We start from the raw sequence: 23139 nt of genomic DNA, 5'->3' as shown, positions 1-23139 counted from the left end.
CGCCAGCCCTGCTGCCGTCAGATGGCCTTGCGCAGCGTGTAGCCGCGGGGCGTCGCGACGAATCCCGCCTCCTGGAGCGCGATCGCGAACTCCGTGCCGTACACGGGCTCGCCGTTGATCTTCTCGACCGTGAGGGTCTCGAGCCGGCGGGCGCGCGATGTCGCCGCCAGATCGGATGCCGCGGCACGCAGCGCTTCATCATCATCGCCGAAAGCCAGCACCGTGCGTCCGCCGCGCTCGAGGTACAGGACCAGGGCGCCGTCCACGAGCACGACCAGTCCGCCGGCTTTGCGCCCCGGACGGTGAGTCACTCCGTCTCGGCGCGGCCACGGCAGCGCCGCCCCGTACGGGTTGGCCGGGTCGGTGGCCGCGAGCGTGATGGCGCGGCGTGGAGGAGGGTCCGTGAGACCGGCGAACGTCCTGAGGCGGTCCACCGTGGTGGATGCCGCGAACTGGGCGGCGCCGAGCTTCTCGATGACGTAGCCGCGCCGGCAGTGCCCGGCCTCTTCGAACCCGGCCAGCACGCGGTACACCTGCGCGAAACCACCGGAGACGCCCTCGGATTGCGCGGATCCGCGCGTGACGACGCCGTACCGATCGAGCAGCAGCCCGGCCGTGACCGTGGCACGTCGGGCGGCATCGGCCTCGCCCGCAGGGAGCAGCGACCAGCGCCCGCCGCTGATCGTCGGCCGGGCCGCCGCGCCAGTGAAGGACACGCCGCGGTAGGTCCGCGCACGAGGAGCGCGCCGCACGGCCTTGTGCGCCTGCGATCCGCCGGCGAGCAGTTGTCGCACGGGTGCGAACGTGTCGTTGGTGACGCGCCCCGACCAGGTCAGTGCCCAGAGCGCGTCGAGCACTGACTGCTCGTTCTCGGCCCCGACGCGGTCGCGCAGGTGCGTGGCGAAGGACGCCCCACCTGCTCCGAGCGCGCCCAGCAGCCGGGCTTCGAGCGAATCTGCGGCGACCTCGGTCTCGTCGGGTTCGGGGAGCGTGAACGACGCGAGGTCGACGGGATGCAGGGAGACCCAGCCGTCGCGGCCCGGCAGCGTCCCGTGCCCGGACCAGATGACCTCGCCGTTCGCGGTGAGTTCGTCCAGCATCGCTGGGGAGTAGTCGCGCACACGAGACGGCAGCACCAGCGACTCCCACGCGCTCGCCGGAATCGGGACGCCCGCGAGCTGCTCGATCACGCTGAGGACGCCGTCGAGGCCCTCCACCGGGCGGGAAAGGTGCTGCCAGTCGGGCAGGAAGCGTGCGAACGCCGTCGGCTCGACGGGTTCGACGCTGCCGCGGATCGCGGCGAGTGAGCGCATGCGCAGGCGGCGCAGCACCTCGGTGTCGCACCACTCAGGCCCGGCATCGTCGGCGGCTTCCGCCGCGGACAGGAAGTACCCGCTGCTGATGCGCCCCGCGCTCTCCAGCCGCTGCAGCGTGTGTCTGGCCACCGCGGTTCCGATGCCGAATCGGGTCGCCACGGCATCCGTCGTGAAGGGGCCGTGCGTACGCGCGTGGCGGGCGATGAGGTCGGCGAGCGGGTCGGCGACCGGTTCGAGGAAGGCGACGGGGATGCCGGTGGGCAGCGCTGCGCCGAGGGCATCGCGCAGGCGCGCGGCATCCTCGATCGCCGCGATGCGGGGAACGCCTCCGATCGTCACAGGAATCGCCCGACGCGCGGTCACGAGGGCGTCGAGGTGGGCGGCGGCTTCGGACACCGGTGCCGCGGTGGTGGCTTCCAGCCGTTCTGCGACCTCGACGGCATCCATCGGGCCGAGCATGCGCAGCAGGTCGGCGACGCCCTCGAGCCCGCGGGCACGGCGATCGGGATCGAGCCGCTGCGCCTCGCGCTCGAACTGCGCGATGACCTCCGGGTCGAGCAGCTCACGCATCTCGACCGTGCCGAGCAGCTCGCCCAGCAGAGCCGGGTCGACCGAGAGCGCAGCCGCGCGCCGCTCGGCCAGCGGCGAATCGCCCTCGTACATGAAGGCGCCGACGTAGCCGAAGAGCAGATCGCGAGCATACGGCGACGGTTGGGCGGGTTCGGTTTCGACGAGGCGCACCCGACGATCGGCGATCGACGTCGCGAGCCTGCGCAGCGACGGCAGGTCGTAGACGTCCTGCAGCACTTCACGCAGCGTCTCGAGGATCACGGGGAAGGTGGGATGGCGCCTGGCCACTTCGAGCAGTTGGGCGCTGCGCTGCCGCTGCTGCCAGAGCGGCGAGCGGCGATTCGGGTTCGTGCGCGGCATGAGCAGGGCCCGAGCCGCGCACTCGCGGAAGCGCGAGGCGAACAGCGCCGACCCGCCGACCTCCTCCGTGACGAGCTGCTCGAGCTCGTCCGGGTCGAACACAAACAGGTCGGCACCGGGCGGCTCGCTCTCGGCATCAGGGATCCGGACGATGATGCCGTCGTCGCTGGCCACAGCCGAGCCCTCGACGCCGAGGCGCTCACGGACGCGGGCGTTGATGGCCAGCGCCCAGGGCGCGTGGACCTTCATGCCGTACGGGGAATGCAGGATGATGCGCCAGTCGCCGACCTCGTCGTGTCCGCGTTCGACCGTCAGCGTGCGGTCGGTGGGCAGGGTGCCGGTGGCTTCGCGCTGCTCGGTCAGGTGCGCCATGAGGTTGTCGCGCGCCATGGCGTCGAGACCGGCATCCATGAGACGCTGCGTCGCCTTCGCCGGTTCGGCGGAGGAGACCTCGCGCGAGAAGGCGCCGAGCGCTTCGCCGAGCTCGAACGGGCGCCCGATGCCGTCGCCGTGCCAGAACGGCACCCGCCCCGGCTGGCCGTAGGCGGGGATGACGTTGACGCGGTCATGGGTGATCTCGGCGATGCGCCAGCTCGTGGTGCCGAGCGTGAACACGTCGCCGACCCGTGACTCGTAGACCATCTCCTCGTCGAGCTCGCCGACCCTGGCGCCCGTCGTCTCACCGGCGACGAACACGCCGAACAGGCCGCGGTCGGGGATCGTCCCGCCGCTGGTCACGGCTATCCGCTGTGCGCCGGGGCGTCCGGTGAGCGTCCCCGCATCCCGATCCCAGACGAGGCGGGGGCGCAGCTCGGCGAACTCGTCCGAAGGGAAGCGTCCGGCCAGCAGGTCGAGCGTGGCCTCGTACGCGGAGCGCGGCAGCGACTGGAACGGCGCGGATCGACGGACCGTCTCGAACCAGTCCTCGACGCCGATCGGATCGACCGCGCAGGCGGCGACGGTCTGCTGCGCGAGAATGTCGAGCGGATTGCGCGGCACCGAGATCGCCTCGATCTTGCCCGCCAGCATCCGCTCGGTCACGATCGCAGTGTGCAGCACGTCGCCACGATGCTTGGGGAACAGTGCGGCGCGACTGATCTCGCCGACCTGGTGTCCGGCGCGTCCGACGCGCTGCAGCCCGGATGCCGCCGACGGGGGAGCCTCGACCTGGATCACGAGATCGACCGCGCCCATGTCGATGCCGAGCTCGAGGCTGCTGGTGGCGACGACGCAGCGCAGGATGCCGGACTTCAGCTCCTCTTCGACCTGGGCCCGCTGCTCCTTGGAGACGGAGCCGTGGTGCGCCTTCGCGAGCACCGGATCGGCGCCGGCTGTCGCGCCGCCCTGAGCCGGCATCGCCGCGGGCACCCGACGCGCCGGCGTCGGCGGCGGACTCTCGCCCATGCGCTCGGCGTAGATCTCATTGAGCCTGCCCGTGAGCCGCTCGGCCAGACGGCGCGAGTTCGAGAACACGATCGTGGAGTTGTTCTGCAGGATGCGGTCGACGATCGCCTCTTCGACGTGCGGCCACACTGACCCGGTGACCTCGGTGTACTCCGCGTCACCGGGCGCCATCGGATCCGGCGCTCCGGGGGGCGCCGGCGGGTTCGTCATGTCCGGAATCGGGACGACGACGCCCAGCTCGAACGTCTTGGTGGCGCGCGGTGCGACGATCTCGACCGGCTCGGAGCCACCGAGGAAACGAGCGACCTCGTCGATGGGACGCACGGTCGCCGACAGCCCGATGCGCTGCGCCGGTGACTCTGCGCCGCGCGCGCGGCGGAGGGCATCGAGACGCTCGAGGCTGACCGCGAGATGCGCCCCTCGCTTGGTCGCGGCGACCGCGTGCACCTCGTCGATGATGACCGTGTGCACGCCGCGCAGCGTCTCGCCGGCGCGACTGGTGAGCATGAGGTAGAGCGACTCGGGGGTGGTGATGAGGATGTCGGGCGGATTCGACACCAGCTTGCGGCGATCGCTCGAGGTCGTGTCGCCCGATCGGACGCCGACGGTCACGGGGGGAGAAGGGATGCCGAGGCGCCGCGCGGATTGCCCGATGCCCACCAGCGGGGATCGGAGGTTGCGCTCGACGTCGACGCCCAGCGCCTTCAGCGGTGAGATGTAGAGCACCCGTGTGCGGGGTGCGTCGTCTGCGGCATCCGCGGATGCCGCAGACGTCCGCTCCCGGAAGATGCTGTCGATCGCCCAGAGGAACGCCGACAGGGTCTTGCCCGATCCTGTCGGCGCGACGACGAGAGCGTGCTTGCCTGCGGAGATCGCATCCCAGGCGCCGGCCTGCGCGGCCGTGGGCGCGGCGAACGCGCCGCGGAACCAGTCCTGGGTCGCGGGCGTGAAGCGCTCGAGCACATCGCTCATGTCTCCATCATGGTCGGTGCCTCGGACAACGGGTTGACGATGTCCGAGGTCAGGGGGGGCGATCGCGCGGCTCGAGGGGCCGCAGCGCCGCCTGCAGCAGCTGTGAGCCCGCATCGGCCCGCTGTCAGCCGAGCACCGTCGGTGCCGGAGCCCACGCCGTCGTCAGCGTTCCCCAGATGATCGGCGAATACCGCGCATCACCCGTCGACGTCCAGCGGCGGCGCTGCTCGCGCTGCCAGGCGCCCAGCGCGGCGACCGGATCGGATGCCTCGTGCGCGGCGTCGACCGCCACGATCGCGTCGCCCAGCATCCCTTCGGCGCGGCCGGCCAGGGCGGGGGAGTACCGATCGAGGCCGGCCTCGGTCGGCAGCGTCCATCGGGTCGCGGTGACGTACTCGGCTCCGCGGTGCACGAACGCGGCCATCAGCCCCGTGGGCTCCGCGTAGCGCGCATCGGCACCGGAGTCGCAGGCGATCAGCGCGACCCGGTTCGGTGCGCACAACGGCTCGAGGCCGGGCGCGCCGAGCGCGATGTCGGCCGCGGTGTAGGGCCGATGCGCACCGATCAGCGCGGCGAGCCCCGGCGCATCGGCGCCGTCGGACAGGTGCATCCGAGCATCCAGCGCGTGCGTCGACGCCGTCACGTGGCCGACGTACAGCAGCCGACCGGCATCCGACGCTGCGGATGCCAGCGCGACCCGGTCGATGTCAGTGCGCCGGAACGCCGGGCCGGACGGCCGGCGCCGCGCGCCGAGCTCCTCCGCCATGCGCGCAAGTGGTGATCCGGGCGCGACGGGTCCGAGCACGCTCCCCAGTTCGCCCGCATCGGTGAAGCCCGGCACGACGGGATCGAGCACGTGGGCGACCGGTGAACCCGGCACCCAGGGCGACAACTCCCTCGTCGGGTCGTTGCGCAGCGTCGCCGGCAGGAGCAGCGACACGTCGACCATGTCGATGCCGCGCTCGCCGTCGGATGTGCTGAGCAGCTCCCAGGGCAGCTGCGCCGTCGACGGCGAAAGCTGCACGCGCACATGCGGACGCACGCCGGCCACCTCGAGCGCGTTCAGCTCCAGTCCCAGCCACAGAGGGATGAGCGCAGCGGTCAGGGTCTCTGCGAGGCGCTGCTCCCGCTCGAGATCCAGCAGCACGCCATGCGTCAGCGCGCGGGTCAGCGCCTGGTCTCCGCTCTCGCCGGATCCCGGCACAGGGGTGGGCAGGGCCTCCGAGAGGGCGGACAGCGCGGGGGCGACGAGGCGGCGCTCGATGACGGTCATGCGCGGCGAGTCCGGCTGGTGGTCCCAGATCCAGTTGACGAAGAGGTCGTCGCCGTCGACGTAGCGCAACCGCGCCACGGGCTGCCGGTCCGCGGGGAGGTCGACGAGCACCCGGTCGCCGTCGGCGGCCATCGCCCTGCGCGCCGGACCGAGGTGCGCGAGTTCACGCCAGTTCTTCACCACGATGCCACCACCCGCTCCGACCGGACGGTCACGCCGTACTCCTCCTCGGCCACCCGGATGAAAGCATCCAGCACCGGCGCCTGCCCGGGGATCGCGACGACCCGAGGCGGGGGAGCGAAGCGCAGGCCGGCCGTGGCCGCACTCGGATCTCCGACGAATCCGGATGCCGCGGCCGGCAGCAGATCATCTGCGAAGGCATCCGTCGTCGCCGCTTCGCGCACCGGCGGAACAGGCTCCACCACGGTCAGGGTCGCCGCGGCATCCCTGGCCTCGATCGTCTCGGCCATGAGCGTGGCCGAGGCCGTCGCGTTCTCGATGAGCGCGAACAGCAGTTCGCCGTCGCCCAGCGTCACCGCCAGACGGAATGCCAGTTCGCGGGCCGGCGCGGCGACCTGCAGGCTCCACCGCTCGCGCACCGGGCCAGGAGCGAAGGCACCGCGCAGCGCCTCGGTCGCCAGCAGCACGGGGATCGCCAGGTGCAGTCCGGCGGTCAGCCGCTCGGCGCGCTTCCGGGGGCCCGGCGTGAAGCTCGCCCATTCCGCCTGCATCTCAGCGCGCCGCAGGTTCACGCGGCAGCGTTCGTGCGCCGAGCGCGTCAGGTCGCGCGCCGCCAGGTACGCCTCATCCGCGACGGCGAAGCGGCCGCGCTTCGACTCGGCGTCGCCGAGGAATCCGTACGCCTCGCGCCTCTCGTGCACGGCGCCGGTGGTGTCCATGTCGGCGATCAGTTCCCGCAGGCGCTTCGCGGCGCGCGCCGGATTCCCGGACTCCAGGTAGACGGCCGCGAGCCCGGTGCGGCTCGCGGCGAGACGCGTGCGCAGGCCGGCGGCCTTCGCCAGGTCCGCCGCCCGCAGGAATCCCTCTTCCGCCTCCGCGAACCGCCGTTGCTGCATCGCGATCCTGGCGCGGTTCTCGACGGCGATCTGCGCGGCGACCGCGTCGGAGTCATCGCCCTGCAGGCGCGCGGCGAGGTCCATGAACTCCCACGCGGCCTGGTCGTCGCCGGTGCGCTGGGCGATCGCCCCCAGGTTCATGTACGCGTGGACGGCCAGCCGAGGATCGACCACGAGCGCCGCGGCCAAGGAGCAACGGGCCTCGGCATCCGCCTCCTCCAGGCGTCCCAGGAAGATGAGCAGACCGGTGCGGATGTTGTGGGCCGAGAAGCGCATCAGATCCGCCTGCTCGATCTCGTGCGCGTCCAGGACCTCCTCCGCCAGGGAGATCTGCGCGAGCGCATCGTCCAGCCGGTCGCGGGCCGCCAGGGTCTGGGCGCGGGACAGGAGCGCGCCTGCGAGCACGATGCGAGTACCGTACTCGTCTCCGTCGCGCTCCACGACAGCGGATGCGGTGGCGATCGCCTCATCGGTCACCGCGAGCGCCGCCGCGGTGTCGACGCCCTCGAGAGCCGACGCGAGATTCAGTTGAGCGCGCGCCCGCAGATCCCACGCCGACAGGTCGTCGGTGCCCTCCAGCGCCTCCAGCACGTCGCGCAGGTTCCGCGTGGCCGTGTCGACGTCGCCGATCTGCAGAAGCTCGACGGCCGCGTTGTGGGCGTCGCGCAGGTCGTGCCACTGCGGAGCCAGGGGCTTCTTCCCGCGGATCGCCCGGGGGTCGGCCTCCGCTGTCACCGTCGCGCCCCGGCCGCCCGCTCCGCGAGGCCGGCGCTCGGGTCGACGATGCGCGCGGACGCATGGAGGAGTGCGGCCTCCCGCGCATCCGCCGACTCGACGGCGGATGGGCGCGCGGCCATGCGCACATCGCGCACCCAGAGGGTCCGCTGCTCGATCGGCAGCAGTGCCGCGGATGCCGGCACAGGAGCGGACCCGGTGAACACCGCGCCGGACAACGGGAGCGGCACGTCGACTCCCTGCTCTTCGGGGCCGAAGCGTGCTCGCAGTTCGGCGCTGCCGCCGGGGACGGCGACGACCTCGACCACCAGGGTCGGCTCACCGGCCGCATGCCGGAGAGACCAGCGGGCCTCGGCATCCGCGGCGACCGTCTGAGCCGGAACGTCCGCCCAGCGCACCGGTGCGCCGCCGTGCGCGATCTCGATTCCTGCCGTGCCGGCTCCGGTCGAGCCGCCGGCGGCGAGCGCCCATTCGGCGCGGCGTTCGACGACCGGCAGCAGCTCGACGCCGTGATCTTCGGCGAGCGCTGACAGCTCATCCGCGAGGGCTGCGGCGTCCTCTGCGAACGACGTGGTCAGTGCCGCGAGGGCGCTCGGTGCGTCGACGGCGTCGGCCAGGGAACGCTCGGTCGCCTCGTCGTCATCGAGCAGGTGATCGATGTGATGGGCGGCGACCGCGATCTCGGCCGCGAGCACGGACGCATCCAGCGGTGGAACCGCGATCCCCGCCGGCCACCAGTCGCGCGCCCAGGTCAGCAGGGCGAGTCGGCGCGCGTCGGCGGCGAGACGCGTCTCATCCGGAAGGGCGACGTCCTCGGCGGAGGGCCCTGCCGTCGCCGCCTGCCGCACGGCCTCGGCCACGGCGTCGCCGTACAGGTCGGCGAGCCACTCCGCAGCCAGCAGAGGGGCGTGCACCTCGGCATCCGGGAACCGCCCTGGTGGGATCGACCAGCTCAGCAGAGCCCCGCGGGCCTCGATGAGCGCGACGGCGAACGGTTCTGCCACGGACTCCTCGATCTCCGAGGTCACCACGCGAGCGCGTGCGCCGTCGATGCGGATACCGAGGCTCATGCCGCCCCCTCCAGATCGCGCCCGAGCGCCGTCTTCAGCCGGTGGCGCTGGTCCATGATGACCGAGCGCAGGATGCCGTCGAGCGTGTCCCACAGCTCGGCGGCTTCGGTCGCCTGCCCGCGCAGTTCGCGGCCGTGCAGGCGCACCCAGAGGCGGCGCAGGTACCCCTGCCGGACGGTGCGGATGTCGGATTCGATGTTCTCGGGCACGCCGGTCGCGCCTGCCGGGAGGCGCCGCACCCGGCGGACGTACGCCTCGCGGTCCCAGCGATCGCGCAGCAGGCGGTGGGCGTTCGTCGGTCGGAGCAGCGCGGTCGGCTCCAGCGCATGCGACGCCTCGGAGCCGAGCAGCATGACCACGCGACTGTGCTCGGTCGCGAGTTGCCACGGTGCGGCCGAGCGGGCGATCTCGTCGGCGAGGACGTCCTCGGCATCGAGTCCGATGTCGGCCGGCGCTCCGCCGGACAGCGCCGCGAACAGGCGCTCGTAGACGGACCGGTCGAACGGCCACGGCAGATCCCGCTTGGATGCTGTGGCACCCAGACGCGGCAGCGGAGGCGTCTCGTGCTCGGTGAGCCCCAGCAGCCGGGCCGCGCCTCGCTCGGCGAGCTCGGCCGCAGCCGCGGTGCCGGCGCGCTCGGTGCGCAGGGCGTCGAAGTCGGATGCCGCGTCGCGCACACCGCAGGCGTCGAGGGCCGCGTTCACGCGCGAGGCGTCGAGCGGTGTCACGTCCGTGGTGATCGGCCCGGCCCACGCTGCGACGAGTCGCGCGCCCAGGGCTGCGGCGACCGTCTCATCGAGGAGCATGGCGCGGACACGCGCCAGCACGGACTCGCCGTCGGCGTGGGCGATCTCCTGCGCGGTCTCGTCAGCGATCGCCTGCGTGGCGGGAGTGCCGGGGACGGGGCGTCCCTCCGTGCGTGCGAGTTCGAAGCAGCGCTGGAAGTAGCGCTCCTGCGGATTCCCCTCCGTGATGCCGAGCGCGCGGCGCGCCTTCTTGAGCACGCCGAACCATTCGGCTGTGGCGGTGAGATCCGAGCCTGCTGCCGTGATGCGCGCCATCAGCTCGTGGGCGGCACCCTCTGTCAGGGTCGCGCCGGCGAGGTGCGGATTCTGCACGGGGCGGATCACGAGGGGCTCCAGGATGAGCTTCACGGTGCGCGCCAGCGGTCGTCCGGTTCCGTTGCTGAGAGGGGCGACGTCGTCGCCGAGCAGCTGCCATGCGACGGCGATCGCCTGCGCGCGGAGGACGGTCGCCTGCCCTGTCGGGCGGGCGACCGGTGGCGTGAGCCCCTGTGGCGCGCTCATAACGCTCCACTCTATAGAGGCACGGCGAACGCGAGTCCCCGCCAGCCCATGAGCGCCGGGAAACCGTGATCGGGAGGACAGGCGGCCGCTCACACTGGCGGCATGACCGACTCGAACCGATATCTGCTCAACGTCAGCAGCGTGCAGCCGCTCGCGGCAGGGCAGGGGGCGACGAAGCGCCAGGCTCCGCCGCAGACGCCGAAGAAGGCGCGCCGTCGCATCCGGTTCCGCATCCTCGGTCTCCTGCTCCTGCCGGAGTTCATCGCCGTCGCGATCTTCTGCGGCGCGCAGTTCACGTCGTCCTTCCGCAGCGTCGAGGCGGAGCCGACCTCGGCGGTCGTGACGATGAGCGGCGAGCGGATCGCGCTGGTGGCCTTCGATGACCACACCCGCCCCGGCATCGGAGAGCCGATGTTCCAGATGCGTCTCGCCGCGTACCGGCTCAGCGACGGCGCGCAGCTGTGGGACCAGCGCATCAACGAGGAGCTCAGCGGAGCGGTCGTGGTGCTCGCCGCATCGGACGATCTCATCTATGTCGCCGAGACCGGCGGACTCGTCATCCTCGATGCCGACGGGGACATCGTCGCGCGCGGGGACGGCATCGACGGCATCGGCGCGGACGCCGTACTGGCAGTGAACGCCTACGCGTACGATGCGGGTTCCGATGCGATCGTGCTGCTCAGCACGCGCGGTGACATCCTGCAGATCCCGGTGGGATCGAGCAGTGCGCAGCCGGCGACGCCGGCGCAGATCCGTGCTGGGCAGGGGCTGAGCGCCGAGGCCCGGTTCGATGACACAGTGCTGCGCACAGGGGGAGTGGAGCAGGCGATCGGGCCGGACGGCACGATGTTCTCGGTCCGCAGCGTGGATGCGGCGGTGGGCCGCGATGCGCTCGAGATCGGTGCGGAGAGCGGCACCGCCCCTGCCGAGCTCGTCGACGCAGAGCTGCTTCCGGTGCTGCCGGCCGACCAGGAGACGCCGGCCGCGGCGGGCGCCGGACAGGGCTTCGTGCTCGTGCAGCATCGGGAATCGGTGAACTCCGACGCCCTGATGGTGAGCAGCATCGACGTCGCCACCGGTGCGATCGTCGACTCGGCGGCGGTGGGAGGCGACCTCGACGGGGCGCTGCCCGCGCCGGACGGCACCACGGTCTTCTTCGCAGGTGAGGAGGGGGACTGGTACCCGAACCGGCTGATGGTGCTGGCCGATGACGGCTCGATCGACGAGATCCGCATCGGCCAGCTCCCCTGGTGGATGGCCCTGTTCGGCTGACTCCGGTTCAGTCGACCTGCACGATCCCGCCCTCTGCATCGATCTCGAGCGTGAGATCGAGCCCGAGCCGGGCGAGGAACGCGTCGTCGTGACTGACGACGAGCACCGCGCCGCGGTAGGCCCGCAGCGCCTCCACGACCTGCTCGACCGTGTCGAGGTCGAGGTTGTTCGTCGGCTCGTCGAGCACGACGAGGTGCGGTGCGGGGTCGGCCAGCAGCAGCTTCGCCAGCGCGACGCGGAAGCGCTCGCCGCCGGACAGCGCGCCCACCGGTCGATCGGTCGTCCCGCCGCGGATGAGGAAGCGCGCCAGCCGGTTGCGCAGCTCCTTCTCGGGGATGGACGGCGCGGCCGCGGCGATGTTCTCGAACACCGAACGCCGCTCGTCGAGGCCATCGATCCGCTGCGGCAGGTAGCCGATGCGGTCGGTGTGGGCCTCGGCGCGCAGGTGGGACGCCTGGGCGGATCCGCCGGCCACCAGCCGCTCCAGCAGGGTCGTCTTCCCGGCCCCGTTGCGGCCGATGAGCGCCACGCGCTCCGGGCCCTGGATGATCCATTCGCGTTCGTCGTCGCCGAACGTGGCGATGCGGCGACTGCGGGAGACATCGGGATCGGGCAGCTCGATCTTCATGGTGTCGTCCGAGCGGACGCGTCGCCCGGCCTGATCGAGCACGGCGCGCGCGGCGTCCTCCTTGGCGGCGACCTCGGTTCGCAGGCGCCCGGCCGACACCTGGGCCGCCATCTTGCGGCCGTTCGCGATGATCTTCGGCACGCGCTTCTCCTCGAAGGCCTTGCGTCCCATCTGGGCGCGGGTCGCGAGTTTGGACTCGGCTTCGATCCGCTGACGCTTCTCCTTCTTCAGCGCCTGCGCGGCATCCCGCTCGGCCTGCTTCGCGGCATCCTGTTCGGCATCCAGCCAGGCGCGCCACTCGGAGTACGGCCCGCCGAACACGCTCAGGGTGTGGGCATACAGCTCGGCCGTATCGTCCATGAGCTCGAGCAGAGCGAGGTCGTGACTGACGACGATGAGCGTCCCCTTCCACGACCGCACCATGTCGGCGAGTTTGGCCCGTGCGTCGCGGTCGAGGTTGTTGGTCGGTTCGTCGAGCAGCGTGATCGGCGCGCGACGCAGGCGGATGCCCGCGATCGCGACGAGCACGGCCTCGCCGCCGGACAGCTCGCCGACGCTCCGGTCCAGGAACGACGGGTCGAGTCCGGCCTCGGCGAGGGATGCCGAGGCACGCGCCTCGATGTCCCAATCGTCTCCGACGGCATCGAAATGCGCCGGATCGACGTCTCCGGATTCGATCGCGCGGACGGCATCGAGCGCCCTGGCGACGCCGAGGAGTTCGGCGACCCGGCGATCGGTGTCGAGCGTCAGGCGCTGCGGGAGATACGCGACCTCTCCCGAGGCGTGAACCGAGCCGGAGGTCGGCGTCAGTTCACCTGCCATGAGGCGCAGCAGCGTGGACTTGCCGGAGCCGTTGCGGCCGACGAGGCCGGTGCGCCCGGTGCCGATCGCGCCCGAGACGCTGTCGAGCGCGATCGAGCCGTCCGGCCAGGCGAAGGTGAGGCGGTCGAGGATGACCGATGCATGAGGGGTCGGGGTTGACATGGGGTGTCTCCTGTCGAGTGCGAGGGTGCACTGACACCGGGTACCGCTCGACGCCGAAAGAGGCGGAGGATGCCGTGTCCGTGAAGGATCGTCGGGTCAGCGCGCGGAAAGAGGAGCGCGGAGGCGACGATTCAGATCAAAGGACTTCCAAACACGGCGGACAGGACGCAACGAGATTACCGGCGGTCGCCGATCCGCGCAACCCGGGCGTGTCGCGGCGGGTCCGCCGCGCGGGGGATGCCCGCGGAAAGGGCGCGGCCTACCGTGGAGACATGGCTGATGACGGGATGAGTCCGCACGAGGCGCGCCAGCGCGCGACCTGGGGGATCGGCATCGCGCTCGGAATGGGCGTCGGTGTCGCGCTGGGATCCGCGCTCGACAACATGGGACTCGGCATCGCGCTCGGTATCGCGATCGGCGTGGCCTTCGCGGTCGCATTCGGTCGGACGCGACGCGGCAGGCCCGGTGACACGGATGCCGGTCATGACACGGATCCCGGTGACGACGGGTCGTCCGCCGGCGAGCCTCGCTGATCCGGTGGACTCAGTCGGCGATCCGCTCGAGCCACTTGTCCAGGAACGTGCGGACGTCGAGCAGTTCGTCCTCGGAGACGCTGTGCGTGAGCCCGGGGTACACGCGCCCCGAGAGGTCGGAGTGCTCCGGCAGCCACACGGCGGTGTGCGCGATCAGATCGGGCGGGATCACGTCGTCGTTGGTGCCCCGTCCCCAGAACACGGCAGGCCGCAGCTCGCGCAGCTCCTCATCGTGCGGGAGGTCGCCCGGCGTCGCGTAACCGCTCAGCGCGACGACGGCGTCGAAGCGCTCCGGAGCCAGGCGCAGCGCCTGCAGAGACACGGCCGCCCCCTGCGAGAACCCGAGCAGCGCGATGGACGGCGCGGCGGGGGAGGCGGCATCCAGCCACGCGAGCAGTGCACGAGCGGCGGCCGTCGTCGGCTCAGGGCTGCGGGAGGCGAGGTCCTCGATCGGATACCAGGAACGGCCGGGCGTCGGCCACGGCGGGGTGAGCGGGGCGGCGATCGAGGCGACCGCAACCCCGTCCGGCAGGTGGGGGACCAGCCCGAACAGATCGTGCTCGTCTGAGCCGTAGCCGTGCAGCAGCACGACCAGCGGCAGGCCGTCCCGCTCTCCTGGCGCCCACCGGGTCGCGGTGTCGTCGATTCTCAGCTCGTCATCCACGCCACCATCCTGCCAGCGGGTGCCGACAGGGGCGCGCGGCCCAGGTCAGCCTGGTAGAAATAACGCATGACCGTCCGCACGCCCGACCCAGACCCCGAGGACTCCGACGACGATCTGTCACGGTTCAGCGAGGTGCCCGCGGATGCGGGGAATCCCGGCTGGCTGAGCGAGATCGAGCTCGCCGAGGCACGCCGCCGTCTGCCCATGCTCTACGTCGAGGCGCTGCCGGTGCGCACCGACGGCGTCGGTCAGGTCACCGAGGTCGGAATCCTCCTCCGATCGACCCCGCTGGGCGAGATGACCCGCACGATCGTCTCGGGGCGCGTCCGCTTCGGCGAGACCATCCGGGATGCGCTGTTCCGTCACGTCGAGAACGATCTCGGCCCGATGGCGTTCCCTCTGCTTCCTGCGCAGCCGGCACCGTTCGCCGTCGCGGAGTACTTCCCGATCCCCGGAGTGAGTGCGTTCCACGATGACCGTCAGCACGCGGTCTCACTGGCTTTCGTCGTGCCGGTGACCGGCACGTGCGAGCCGCGCCAGGATGCGCTCGAGGTCACCTGGTTCTCCCCGGAGGAGGCCGCCTCAGACGAAGTCTCCGCCGAGATGGAGGGCGGCCGCGGCACGCTCATCCGCCAGGCGCTGGCGAGTCTGGGCCTGCTGCGCTGACGTCTGCTGTCCACACCCCGGAGTTCGATTCGAAACCGGGACGGATGCCCACGCATGGCAGTTCTATCCGATTTCCTATAGGATTCGAGGGTGACGGGAGTGAACCCGTCTCCTCAGCTGCTCTAAGGAGATCGCAATGACGCGCCTGTTCAACGACCCGGACGACTTCGCCGCCGATTCCGTCGTGGGGTTCGTCGCCGCGAGCGCCCGGTGGGTTCGCCCGACGAACGGCGGCGTGGTCCGCTCGACGCGGGGCGCTGAGCCCACCGTCTCCGTCGTGATCGGCGGCGGCAGCGGTCACTATCCCGCCTTCGCCGGCCTCGTCGGCCCCGGCCTCGCCCACGGCGCCGTGATGGGCAACCTCTTCGCCTCGCCCTCCGCTCATCAGGTGCACTCGGTCGCCACGGCCGCGCACGAGGGGCGCGGCGTGCTGCTCAGTTACGGCAACTACGCCGGTGACGTGCTGCATTTCACGCAGGCGCAGGAGCGTCTGCGTGCGGCAGGCGTCGACTGCCGCACGGTCACGGTGACCGACGACATCTCGAGCGCGCCGGTATCCGAGCGGGAGAAGCGCCGCGGAATCGCCGGCGACCTCGTCGTCTTCAAGATCGCGGGTGCCGCAGCCGAAGCCGGCCACGACCTCGATGACGTCGAACGCCTCGCGATCGGGGCGAACGACCGTACCCGATCGCTCGGCGTCGCGTTCAGCGGCTGCACGCTTCCCGGTGCCGATGAGCCCCTGTTCACCGTGCCGGAGGGCCGCATGGCGGTGGGCCTCGGCATCCACGGCGAGCCGGGCATCGACGAGGTCGACGTGCCGACGGCCGCTGGCCTCGCCCAGCTGTTCGTCGAGTCCCTGCTCGAGGAGATCCCCGACGGCGTCGCCCGCGAGGGCGCCCGCGTCGTGCCGATCCTGAACGGCCTCGGCAGCGTCAAGTACGAGGAGCTCTACGTCGTCTACGCCGAGGTCGACCGGCTGCTCGCCGAGGCCGGCATCGCGGTCGTCTCACCCGAGGTCGGGGAGTTCTGCACGAGCTTCGACATGGCCGGCGTCTCGCTGACGCTGCTCTGGCTCGACGATGAACTCGAAGAGCTCTGGCTCGCGCCGTGCGACACCCCCGCGTTCCGTCGCGGCGCGGTCGAGGGTCGTGTCGCGGTCGAAACGGTCGCGTCCGAAGAGGAGGAGTTCGTCATCGGTGCGGCATCCGACGAATCGAAGCGCGCCGCGCAGACGGTCGGTCGTGCGCTCACCGCGATGGCCGCGATGCTGGATGCCGAGGCGGAAGAGCTCGGACGCATCGACCGGATCGCGGGAGACGGGGACCACGGCATCGGCATGCAGCGCGGCAGCAAGGCCGCGGCTGCAGCGGCCGAGGAGGCCGTCGCAGGAGGCGCCGGTGCCCGCACGACCCTGCATCATGCGGGCGACGCCTGGGCCGACAAGGGCGGCGGCACCTCCGGCGCGATCTGGGGCGAGATGCTCGTCGCTCTCGGCACGGCGCTCGGTGACGACGCCGCCGTCGACGCGGACGCCGTCGGATCCGGTGTCGCGCGCATGAAGGACGCCGTGATGTCCTTCGGCAAGGCGACCGTCGGCGACAAGACGATGATCGATGCGATCGTCCCGTTCGCTGATCGGCTGAACGAGCGGCTGGATGCCGGTGACGAACTCGTCGCAGCGTGGACGGATGCCGCGAAGCTGGCCACCGAGGCGGCAGAGGCAACCGCGAACCTGACCGCCAAGCTCGGCCGGGCGCGGTCGCACGGCGACAAGAGCCTCGGCACCCCCGACCCGGGCGCGGTTTCGTTCGCGCTCATCGCACACACGGTTCTCGACATCCTGAAGGGGAATGATTGATATGGCACTTCGACTGGTGATCGGCTGCGACGATGCGGGCTTCGAGTACAAGGAGCGCATCAAGGCAGACCTGCTGAACAACCCGCTCGTAGCCGACGTCGTCGACGTGGGCGTGGATGCCGACGGGCACACGAACTACCCGAAGATCGCGACCACGGCGGCCGAGAAGGTGGCCGCCGGTGACGCGGATCGTGCGATCCTCATCTGCGGCACGGGGCTCGGCGTCGCGATCGCGGCGAACAAGGTGCAGGGCATCCGCGCTGTGACCGCGCACGACTCGTTCAGCGTGGAGCGCTCGGTGCTCTCCAACGACGCGCAGGTGCTGTGCATGGGGCAGCGCGTGGTCGGGATCGAGCTCGCCCGGCGCCTGGCGTCCGAGTGGCTGACCTACACGTTCGACCCGCAGAGCGCCTCGGCTGAGAAGGTCGACGAGATCTGCGCATACGAAGCACGCTGATCATGGCGGACCGGATGCTCATCGGCGCGAGCCTGAAGATGTACTTCTCGCACGCCCGAACGGTGGCATGGGTCTCGGACGTCGCCGAGATCCTCGCCGAGCATCCGGCCGGCGATGCCGTGACGGCGTTCGTGATCCCGCAGTATCCGTCGATTCCGGCGGCGCTCGAGCGCGGCGGCGCGCTCGCCGTCGGCGCGCAGGACGTCGCGACCGAAGACGCCGGAGCGTACACCGGCGAGGTCTCGGCGGCCGTGCTGGCCGAGCTCGGCTGCCGCTTCGTCGAGGTCGGTCACGCCGAACGGCGACGGATGTTCGGCGACACCGACGAGGTCGTCGCCGCCAAGACGCACGCGGCGCTGCGCAACGGCCTCACGCCGATCCTGTGCGTCGGCGAGGTCGACCGGATGGCGCCGGATGCTGCGGCAGAGGTCTGTCTCGCGCAGATCCGTTCCGCGCTGTCGGACGCGTCGGATGCCGGGGTCGCCGGCCCGCTCGTGATCGCCTACGAGCCGCTGTGGGCCATCGGCGCGCCGGCTCCCGCGGAACCGGATCACATCCGCGGAGTCTGCAGCGCGCTGCGTGCCGAATCGGGTGCGGAGGCGACGGTGATCTACGGCGGCAGTGCGGGGCCTGGGCTCCTCACGCAGATCGCGGACAGTGTCGACGGGCTGTTCCTCGGCCGGTTCGCGCACGAACCAGCCGCGGTTCGTGACATTCTCGATGAAGTGGGATCACTGACGGCGTGATCGCCGTTCACGAGGGAGAAGACGATGACTGACGGGGGACTGCTCGGACTCGAGAGCACGATCGAGCGCCGTGGCCTGCGCGATCACGTCTACGAACGCATCCTGCAGCTGCTGCTGAGCGGCGAGGCGGCGCCAGGGGCCCGGCTCTCGATCGACACGATCGCGCGTCAGCTCAACGTCTCGCCGACGCCCGTGCGCGAGGCGATGGTGCAGCTCGAGCGCACCGGACTCGTGACCCGCGAAGCGCTCAAGGGGTATCGGGTGGCACCGCCTCTCGGCCTCGCCCAGCTGCAGGAGCTCTTCGAGGCGCGCATCATGCTGGAGTCCCGCGCGGCGCGTCTCGCGACGCCGGCGACCGAGGAGATGCTCGACGAGCTGCGCGTCGCCGAGGAGACGCACCGACGCATCGGCGAGCAGGTGATCACGGCGATGCGCGCCGCCACGACGGACGTCGAACTCACGACCGCCTACTTCACCGCCGATGCCGCGTTCCACCGGGTCGTGTTCGCGCACTGCGGCAACCGCTACCTGACCGAGATGTCCGAGTCGCTGGGTGCCCAGCTGCACCGGATGCGGCAGTCCGCCGAGCACGGTGTGACCGACGTGCGCGAGGCGATCGCCGAGCACGAGGCCATCGTCGACGCGTTCGGGAGCGGTGACCCGGATGCGCCGGAAGAGCTGATGCGCCGCCACATCGAGCAGGTCAGGTCCCGTTCGCTCGATCTCGAGCAGTCGTGAGGCGCTCGTTCGAGCGATGACCCCTCGCTCGTCGAGCGACGAGTTGAACCCGCGATCACTGCCGAGCAGCGTCCGCTCGAGATCGACGCTTGCGCTCACGACTATTTCCTATAGGATCTATGAATACCGACAGGATGTCGGCAACAGGATCGTCAACGGAGTCGTCATGACCGCAACGTCGCAGCCCCTCACCAGTGCGAACTGGCCTATCGCCGTCTGCATGCACGGGTTCAGCCCCACCGCCCCCGACGGGACCCGCCTTCATGACGCGTCCGCCGAGACGTGGGACGGCGTCTTCGGACAGATCGAGCGCCTCGGGTTCACCGCGGTCGAGATCGCCGACAGCCACATCCGCCCCTCCGAGCTGACCGACGAGCGCCGCAACGAGCTGAAGACGATCGCCGACAGTCACGGCATCCAGCTCATCTCCGTGCACGTGCAGCGTCAGAGCGTCATCGAGCCGGGCAAGGGCGAGGAGAACCTCGCCTATGCGCACCGGGCGATCGACGCGGCCGCCGAGCTCGGCATGCAGGTCTTCTCCACCGGCCTGCACCAGCCGTTCACCGAGGCGCAGCGCAAGGCGCTGTGGTTCTGGACAGCGCAGGGACCGGTCGACCCGGACGACGCCGACACCCGTGCCCTGGCGGTCAAGCGACTGCGGGAGCTCGGCGAGCACGCGGCATCCGTCGGCCTGCCGATGTCGCTGGAGATGTACGAGGACACCTACCTCGGCACCGCCGACAGCGCCGTCCGCCTGATCGAGGAGATCGGACTCGACAACGTCGGACTCAACCCCGACATCGCCAACCTCATCCGTCTGCACCGTCCGATCGAGGACTGGCGCGAGATGCACGAGAAGACGCTGCCGTACGCCAACTACTGGCACGTCAAGAACTACACCCGCGACGAATCTGCCGACCGCAGCTGGGCGACTTCAGTGCCCACCAGCATGGAACTCGGCCTCATCAACTACCGCGCCATGGTCGCCCATGCGATCGAGGTCGGGTTCCGCGGTCCGTTCCTCATGGAGCAGTACGGCGGCGACAGCCTCGGCGTCTGCGCCACGAACCGCGATTACCTGCGGACGCTCCTTCCGGACGCCGTCTGAACGATTCACCCAGGAGACGATTGACATGACTGACCAGGAACGCCCCGTCTACGCCGTCATCGGCAGCGGATACATGGGTGGCGGCATCGCCCAGTCGCTCGCGCTGTCCGGTGCCGACGTCCGCATCGCCGACGTCGACATCGAGATCGCCCGCGGCAACCGCGAGCGCCTCATCACCGAGGCCGCGCAGTTCGCCGCCGACGGACTCTTCCCCGCAGACGCGTCGGCCATCATCGCCGAACGCCTGACCGCTGCGACGATCGAGGATGCCGTGGCCGGCGCCTCCTTCATCGAAGAGGCTGTGCCGGAGAAGATCGAGATCAAGCACGCGACGCTGCGCCGCATCTCTGAGGCTGCGGCACCGGACGCCATCATCGGCAGCAACACCTCGACCATCCTCATCGGCAAGCTGGCCGAGGCCGTCTCCCACCCGGAGCGCTTCCTGGGCGTGCACTTCTCCAACCCGGCGCCCTTCATCCCGGGCGTCGAGCTCATCCCGCACAGCGGGACGGATGCCGAGATCCTGCCGGTCGTCGAGCAGATCGTCGCGGCCACCGGCAAGGAGACCGCACGCGTCAAGGACGCCACCGGCTTCGTCCTCAACCGCCTGCAGTACGCGCTGTTCCACGAGGCGACCGAGCTCGTCGAGGAGGGCGTAGCCAGCCCCGAGGACATCGACACGATCGTGCGGACCACGTTCGGCTTCCGTCTGCCGTTCTTCGGTCCGTTCGCGATCGCCGACATGGCGGGACTCGACGTCTACGCGTTCTGCTACGCCTCGCTGCAGACCGAGTTCCCCGAGCGCTTCGCCACGCCGAAGGCGCTCGCCGACCTCGTCGAGGCGGGCAAGCTCGGCACGAAGTCGGGTGCCGGCTTCCTCGACGTCCCGGCCGACCGTACGCCCGAGTTGATCGCCTACCGCAACAAGGCCTACGTCGCGATGAAGAAGCTCGTCGACGAACTCGGCCCCGCCCCGATCCACCCCGCACAGAGCTGAAGGACCTGAAGATGGCAACCGAATTCCCCGCAGAGCGCACCGCGATCCTGACCGGTGCCGCCAGCCCTCGCGGCATCGGCCGCGCGACCGCGTTCTACCTCGCTGAGCGCGGCTGGAGCATCGGCATCATCGACGTCGACGGAGAGGCCGCTGCCCGCACCGCGGCCGAGGTCGCCGAGAAGCACGGCGTCCGCGCCGCCGGCGTCGGCGCGAACGTCGCCGACCGCGAGGCGGCCGTCGCCGCTGTCGACGCTCTTGAGGCGCAGCTGCCGCAAATCGTGGCGCTGGTGAATTTCGCCGGCGTCTCGTCGCCGGTGCCCTACCTCGATGTCACGCCGGAGGAGTGGTTCCGCGTCGAGTCGATCAACCTCGACGGCGTGCACTGGATCACGCAGCGCGTCGCCCGCACGCTCGCCGAGAACGGCGTCGGCCGCCTCGTGGGCATCTCCTCGGTGTCCGCCCAGCGCGGCGGCGGCACGTACTCCAAGACGCCGTATTCGGCATCCAAGGCGGCCGTCATCGGTCTGATGCGCTCGATCGCCCGCGAGCTGGGCCCTGTGGGAGTGACGGCCAACGTCATCTCTCCCGGTCCGATCGACACGGACATCATGGGCGGCACGCTCTCCGAAGAGCGCAAGACCGCGATGGCCGCCGACGGCGTGCTGCCGCGGATCGGCACCCCGACGGACATCGCCGCCGCTGTGGCCTACCTGATCAGTGAGGATGCCGGATTCGTGACGGGTCAGACCCTGAACGTCGACGGCGGCCTCTACATGCACTGACGACCCCTGAAAGAGATCACCCCCATGACCCGTTCCTGGTCCAAGGGCCGCATCGCCTTCCTCGTGCTCGGGCTGATCTGCGTGGCCGTCGGCCTCGTCATGATCATCCCGGCGCTGGGAAGCTGACGCGCCCTCAGACGTCCCCCACCACCACCCCCGACTGCTCAAAGGAGAGTCATCGTGTCCTCATCCGAATTCGGCGAGGCGACGCGCGCCAACGTCACCGTTGCGCAGGGTCTGCTCAACAGCCCGCATCTCGCCAGCGGCATCCGCAAGGCGACCTTCCGCCTCATGCCGATGCTCATCATCCTCTACTTCGTCGCGTTCCTGGATCGCACGAACGTCGGCTTCGCCGAAGCCGCCATGGAGGTCGATCGCGGCATCTCCGCCGGTGCCTACGCGCTCGGCGCCGGTATCTTCTTCATCGGCTATGCGCTGTTCGAGATCCCCTCGAACCTGCTGCTGGACAAGTTCGGCGCGCGGTTCTGGCTCGCCCGCATCGCCATCACCTGGGGCATCGTCGCCTCGCTGTTCGCGTTCGTGAACGGCGAGACGATGTTCATCATCCTGCGCTTCCTGCTCGGTGTGACCGAGGCCGGGCTCTTCCCCGGTGTCATCATGTTCCTGGCGCAGTGGTTCCCGAACAAGCGCCGCGTGCAGATGTTCGCACTGTTCTACCTGGCACAGCCGTTCTCGCAGATGGTCGGCGCCCCGCTGTCGGGCGGACTCATCAGCTTCGGCGAGCAGTTCACGCCGTGGGCGGGCTGGCAGGTGATGTTCTTCGTCGAGGGCATGATGGCCGTCGTCGCCGGTATCGCCGCGTTCTTCTTCCTGGTGGATTCGCCGCAGAAGGCGAAGTTCCTCACGGATGACGAGAAGTTCGCGCTGAAGAGCGTGATGGAGCACGAGGACGGCATCAAGGAATCCGATGGTCCACGCGGTATCGGCGCCGCGCTGATCAGCTGGAAGGTCTGGTACTTCACCGCCATCTACTTCTGCCTGCAGATCGCCGTGTACGGCACGACCTTCTACCTCCCGCAGCAGGTGGCCGGCCTCATCGGACAGGACGTCGGCTGGCAGGTCGGTCTCGTCTCGGCCATCCCGTGGGCGGTGGGTCTGTTCGCCTGCTACTACGTCGGCAAGTTCGCGACGTCGGTCAAGCGCCGCCGCAACTGGGGAACGCTGTTCTTCTTCATCACCGGAATCGCGATCCTCGTCTCGGCCTGGGCCGGCGCCAACGGGCAGAGTCTGCTCGGCATCCTCGCGATCACCGTCGCCGTGGCGGCATTCCTCTCGACCGGACCCATCACGTGGTCGTTCCCGACCTCGTTCCTCACCGGAGCCGCGGCTGCGACCGGCATCGGACTCATCAACTCGCTCGGCAACCTGGGTGGATTCGTCGCCCCGATCATGCGCAACAGCGTGAACGAGACGGTTCCGACGGACAGCGGAGCCTGGGGCGTCGTCTCGCTCGGAGTGTTCGCGTTCCTCGGCGCCGTCCTGATGTGGGCGACGCGCTACTTCAGCGCGAAGGCCGACGCACTGCTGGTCGAGGAGGCAGTCCCCGGGCACTGACCGGAGGATCGAACGGAGGCGGGACGCGCGTCGAAGGACGCGCGTTCC

General features: G+C 70.6%; 18 protein-coding genes. 11 read left to right on the top strand and 7 right to left on the bottom strand.

Going from position 1 to position 23139, the window contains the following annotated elements; all coding sequences use genetic code 11:
- Positions 1-17: 17 nt before the first annotated feature.
- The 5 genes from AC3ANJ_RS15290 to AC3ANJ_RS15270 all read right to left on the bottom strand — a co-directional run bounded on the left by AC3ANJ_RS15290 (position 18) and on the right by AC3ANJ_RS15270 (position 10083).
- Positions 18-4622, bottom strand: a complete 4605-nt coding sequence (locus AC3ANJ_RS15290) for an ATP-dependent helicase (RefSeq protein WP_488317024.1) — start codon at positions 4620-4622, stop codon at positions 18-20.
- 124 nt (positions 4623-4746) lie between these two features.
- Positions 4747-6078, bottom strand: a complete 1332-nt coding sequence (locus tag AC3ANJ_RS15285; RefSeq protein WP_488317023.1) for a CHAT domain-containing protein — start codon at positions 6076-6078, stop codon at positions 4747-4749.
- Positions 6072-7706: a hypothetical protein gene (locus tag AC3ANJ_RS15280; RefSeq protein ID WP_488317022.1), complete on the bottom strand. Its 1635-nt coding sequence runs from the start codon at positions 7704-7706 to the stop codon at positions 6072-6074. Before AC3ANJ_RS15280 ends, AC3ANJ_RS15285 begins: the two co-directional genes overlap by 7 nt.
- Positions 7703-8776, bottom strand: a complete 1074-nt coding sequence (locus tag AC3ANJ_RS15275; protein ID WP_488317021.1) for a hypothetical protein — start codon at positions 8774-8776, stop codon at positions 7703-7705. The genes AC3ANJ_RS15280 and AC3ANJ_RS15275 overlap by 4 nt, the downstream gene beginning before the upstream one ends.
- On the bottom strand, positions 8773-10083 hold the full coding sequence (locus AC3ANJ_RS15270) for a hypothetical protein (RefSeq protein ID WP_488317020.1): 1311 nt from the start codon (positions 10081-10083) through the stop codon (positions 8773-8775). Before AC3ANJ_RS15270 ends, AC3ANJ_RS15275 begins: the two co-directional genes overlap by 4 nt.
- A gap of 102 nt (positions 10084-10185) precedes the next feature.
- Between AC3ANJ_RS15270 and AC3ANJ_RS15265 the strand changes: the two genes are divergently transcribed.
- A complete protein-coding gene (locus tag AC3ANJ_RS15265) occupies positions 10186-11355 on the top strand; it encodes a PA2928 family protein (protein WP_488317019.1) in 1170 nt (389 codons plus the stop codon).
- A gap of 7 nt (positions 11356-11362) precedes the next feature.
- Here the strand turns inward: AC3ANJ_RS15265 and AC3ANJ_RS15260 are convergent, their stop codons facing one another.
- Positions 11363-12967 (bottom strand): ABC-F family ATP-binding cassette domain-containing protein, encoded by a 1605-nt coding sequence (locus tag AC3ANJ_RS15260; RefSeq protein ID WP_488317018.1) that lies wholly within the window; start codon positions 12965-12967, stop codon positions 11363-11365.
- 272 nt (positions 12968-13239) lie between these two features.
- Between AC3ANJ_RS15260 and AC3ANJ_RS15255 the strand changes: the two genes are divergently transcribed.
- The gene (locus AC3ANJ_RS15255; RefSeq protein ID WP_488317017.1) at positions 13240-13500 is read left to right on the top strand and encodes a glycine zipper domain-containing protein; all 261 of its coding nucleotides are present in this window, start codon (positions 13240-13242) and stop codon (positions 13498-13500) included.
- A 10-nt stretch (positions 13501-13510) separates the two neighbouring features.
- Here the strand turns inward: AC3ANJ_RS15255 and AC3ANJ_RS15250 are convergent, their stop codons facing one another.
- Entirely contained in the window at positions 13511-14164 is a 654-nt protein-coding gene (locus AC3ANJ_RS15250; RefSeq protein WP_488317016.1) for an alpha/beta hydrolase, read from the bottom strand.
- Between the two features lie 66 nt (positions 14165-14230).
- On the opposite strand from AC3ANJ_RS15250, the gene AC3ANJ_RS15245 reads away from it, so the two are divergent.
- From AC3ANJ_RS15245 to AC3ANJ_RS15205, 9 genes are all read left to right on the top strand, one after another.
- The gene (locus AC3ANJ_RS15245; protein ID WP_488317015.1) at positions 14231-14830 is read left to right on the top strand and encodes an NUDIX hydrolase family protein; all 600 of its coding nucleotides are present in this window, start codon (positions 14231-14233) and stop codon (positions 14828-14830) included.
- A 136-nt stretch (positions 14831-14966) separates the two neighbouring features.
- On the top strand, positions 14967-16688 hold the full coding sequence (locus AC3ANJ_RS15240; RefSeq protein WP_488317014.1) for a dihydroxyacetone kinase family protein: 1722 nt from the start codon (positions 14967-14969) through the stop codon (positions 16686-16688).
- A 1-nt stretch (position 16689) separates the two neighbouring features.
- Positions 16690-17145 (top strand): ribose-5-phosphate isomerase, encoded by a 456-nt coding sequence (locus AC3ANJ_RS15235; protein WP_488317013.1) that lies wholly within the window; start codon positions 16690-16692, stop codon positions 17143-17145.
- A 2-nt stretch (positions 17146-17147) separates the two neighbouring features.
- Positions 17148-17891, top strand: coding sequence for a triose-phosphate isomerase family protein (locus tag AC3ANJ_RS15230; protein ID WP_488317012.1), 744 nt, complete (start codon positions 17148-17150; stop codon positions 17889-17891).
- A gap of 24 nt (positions 17892-17915) precedes the next feature.
- A complete protein-coding gene (locus tag AC3ANJ_RS15225; protein ID WP_406249116.1) occupies positions 17916-18629 on the top strand; it encodes a GntR family transcriptional regulator in 714 nt (237 codons plus the stop codon).
- A 166-nt stretch (positions 18630-18795) separates the two neighbouring features.
- Positions 18796-19737 carry a sugar phosphate isomerase/epimerase family protein gene (locus tag AC3ANJ_RS15220; RefSeq protein ID WP_488317011.1) on the top strand — a complete coding sequence of 314 codons (942 nt, stop codon included), beginning with the start codon at positions 18796-18798 and terminating at the stop codon, positions 19735-19737.
- A gap of 25 nt (positions 19738-19762) precedes the next feature.
- Positions 19763-20734, top strand: coding sequence for a 3-hydroxyacyl-CoA dehydrogenase family protein (locus AC3ANJ_RS15215; protein ID WP_488317010.1), 972 nt, complete (start codon positions 19763-19765; stop codon positions 20732-20734).
- Between the two features lie 11 nt (positions 20735-20745).
- Positions 20746-21516 carry an SDR family NAD(P)-dependent oxidoreductase gene (locus tag AC3ANJ_RS15210; protein ID WP_488317009.1) on the top strand — a complete coding sequence of 257 codons (771 nt, stop codon included), beginning with the start codon at positions 20746-20748 and terminating at the stop codon, positions 21514-21516.
- A gap of 180 nt (positions 21517-21696) precedes the next feature.
- A complete protein-coding gene (locus AC3ANJ_RS15205; protein ID WP_488317008.1) occupies positions 21697-23091 on the top strand; it encodes an MFS transporter in 1395 nt (464 codons plus the stop codon).
- Positions 23092-23139 lie beyond the last annotated feature (48 nt).

The organism is Microbacterium sp. STRO-1N, assembly GCF_057748015.1.
Note: the sequence above shows the minus strand (reverse complement) of the source record. Positions and strands in the feature narration are given on the sequence as shown.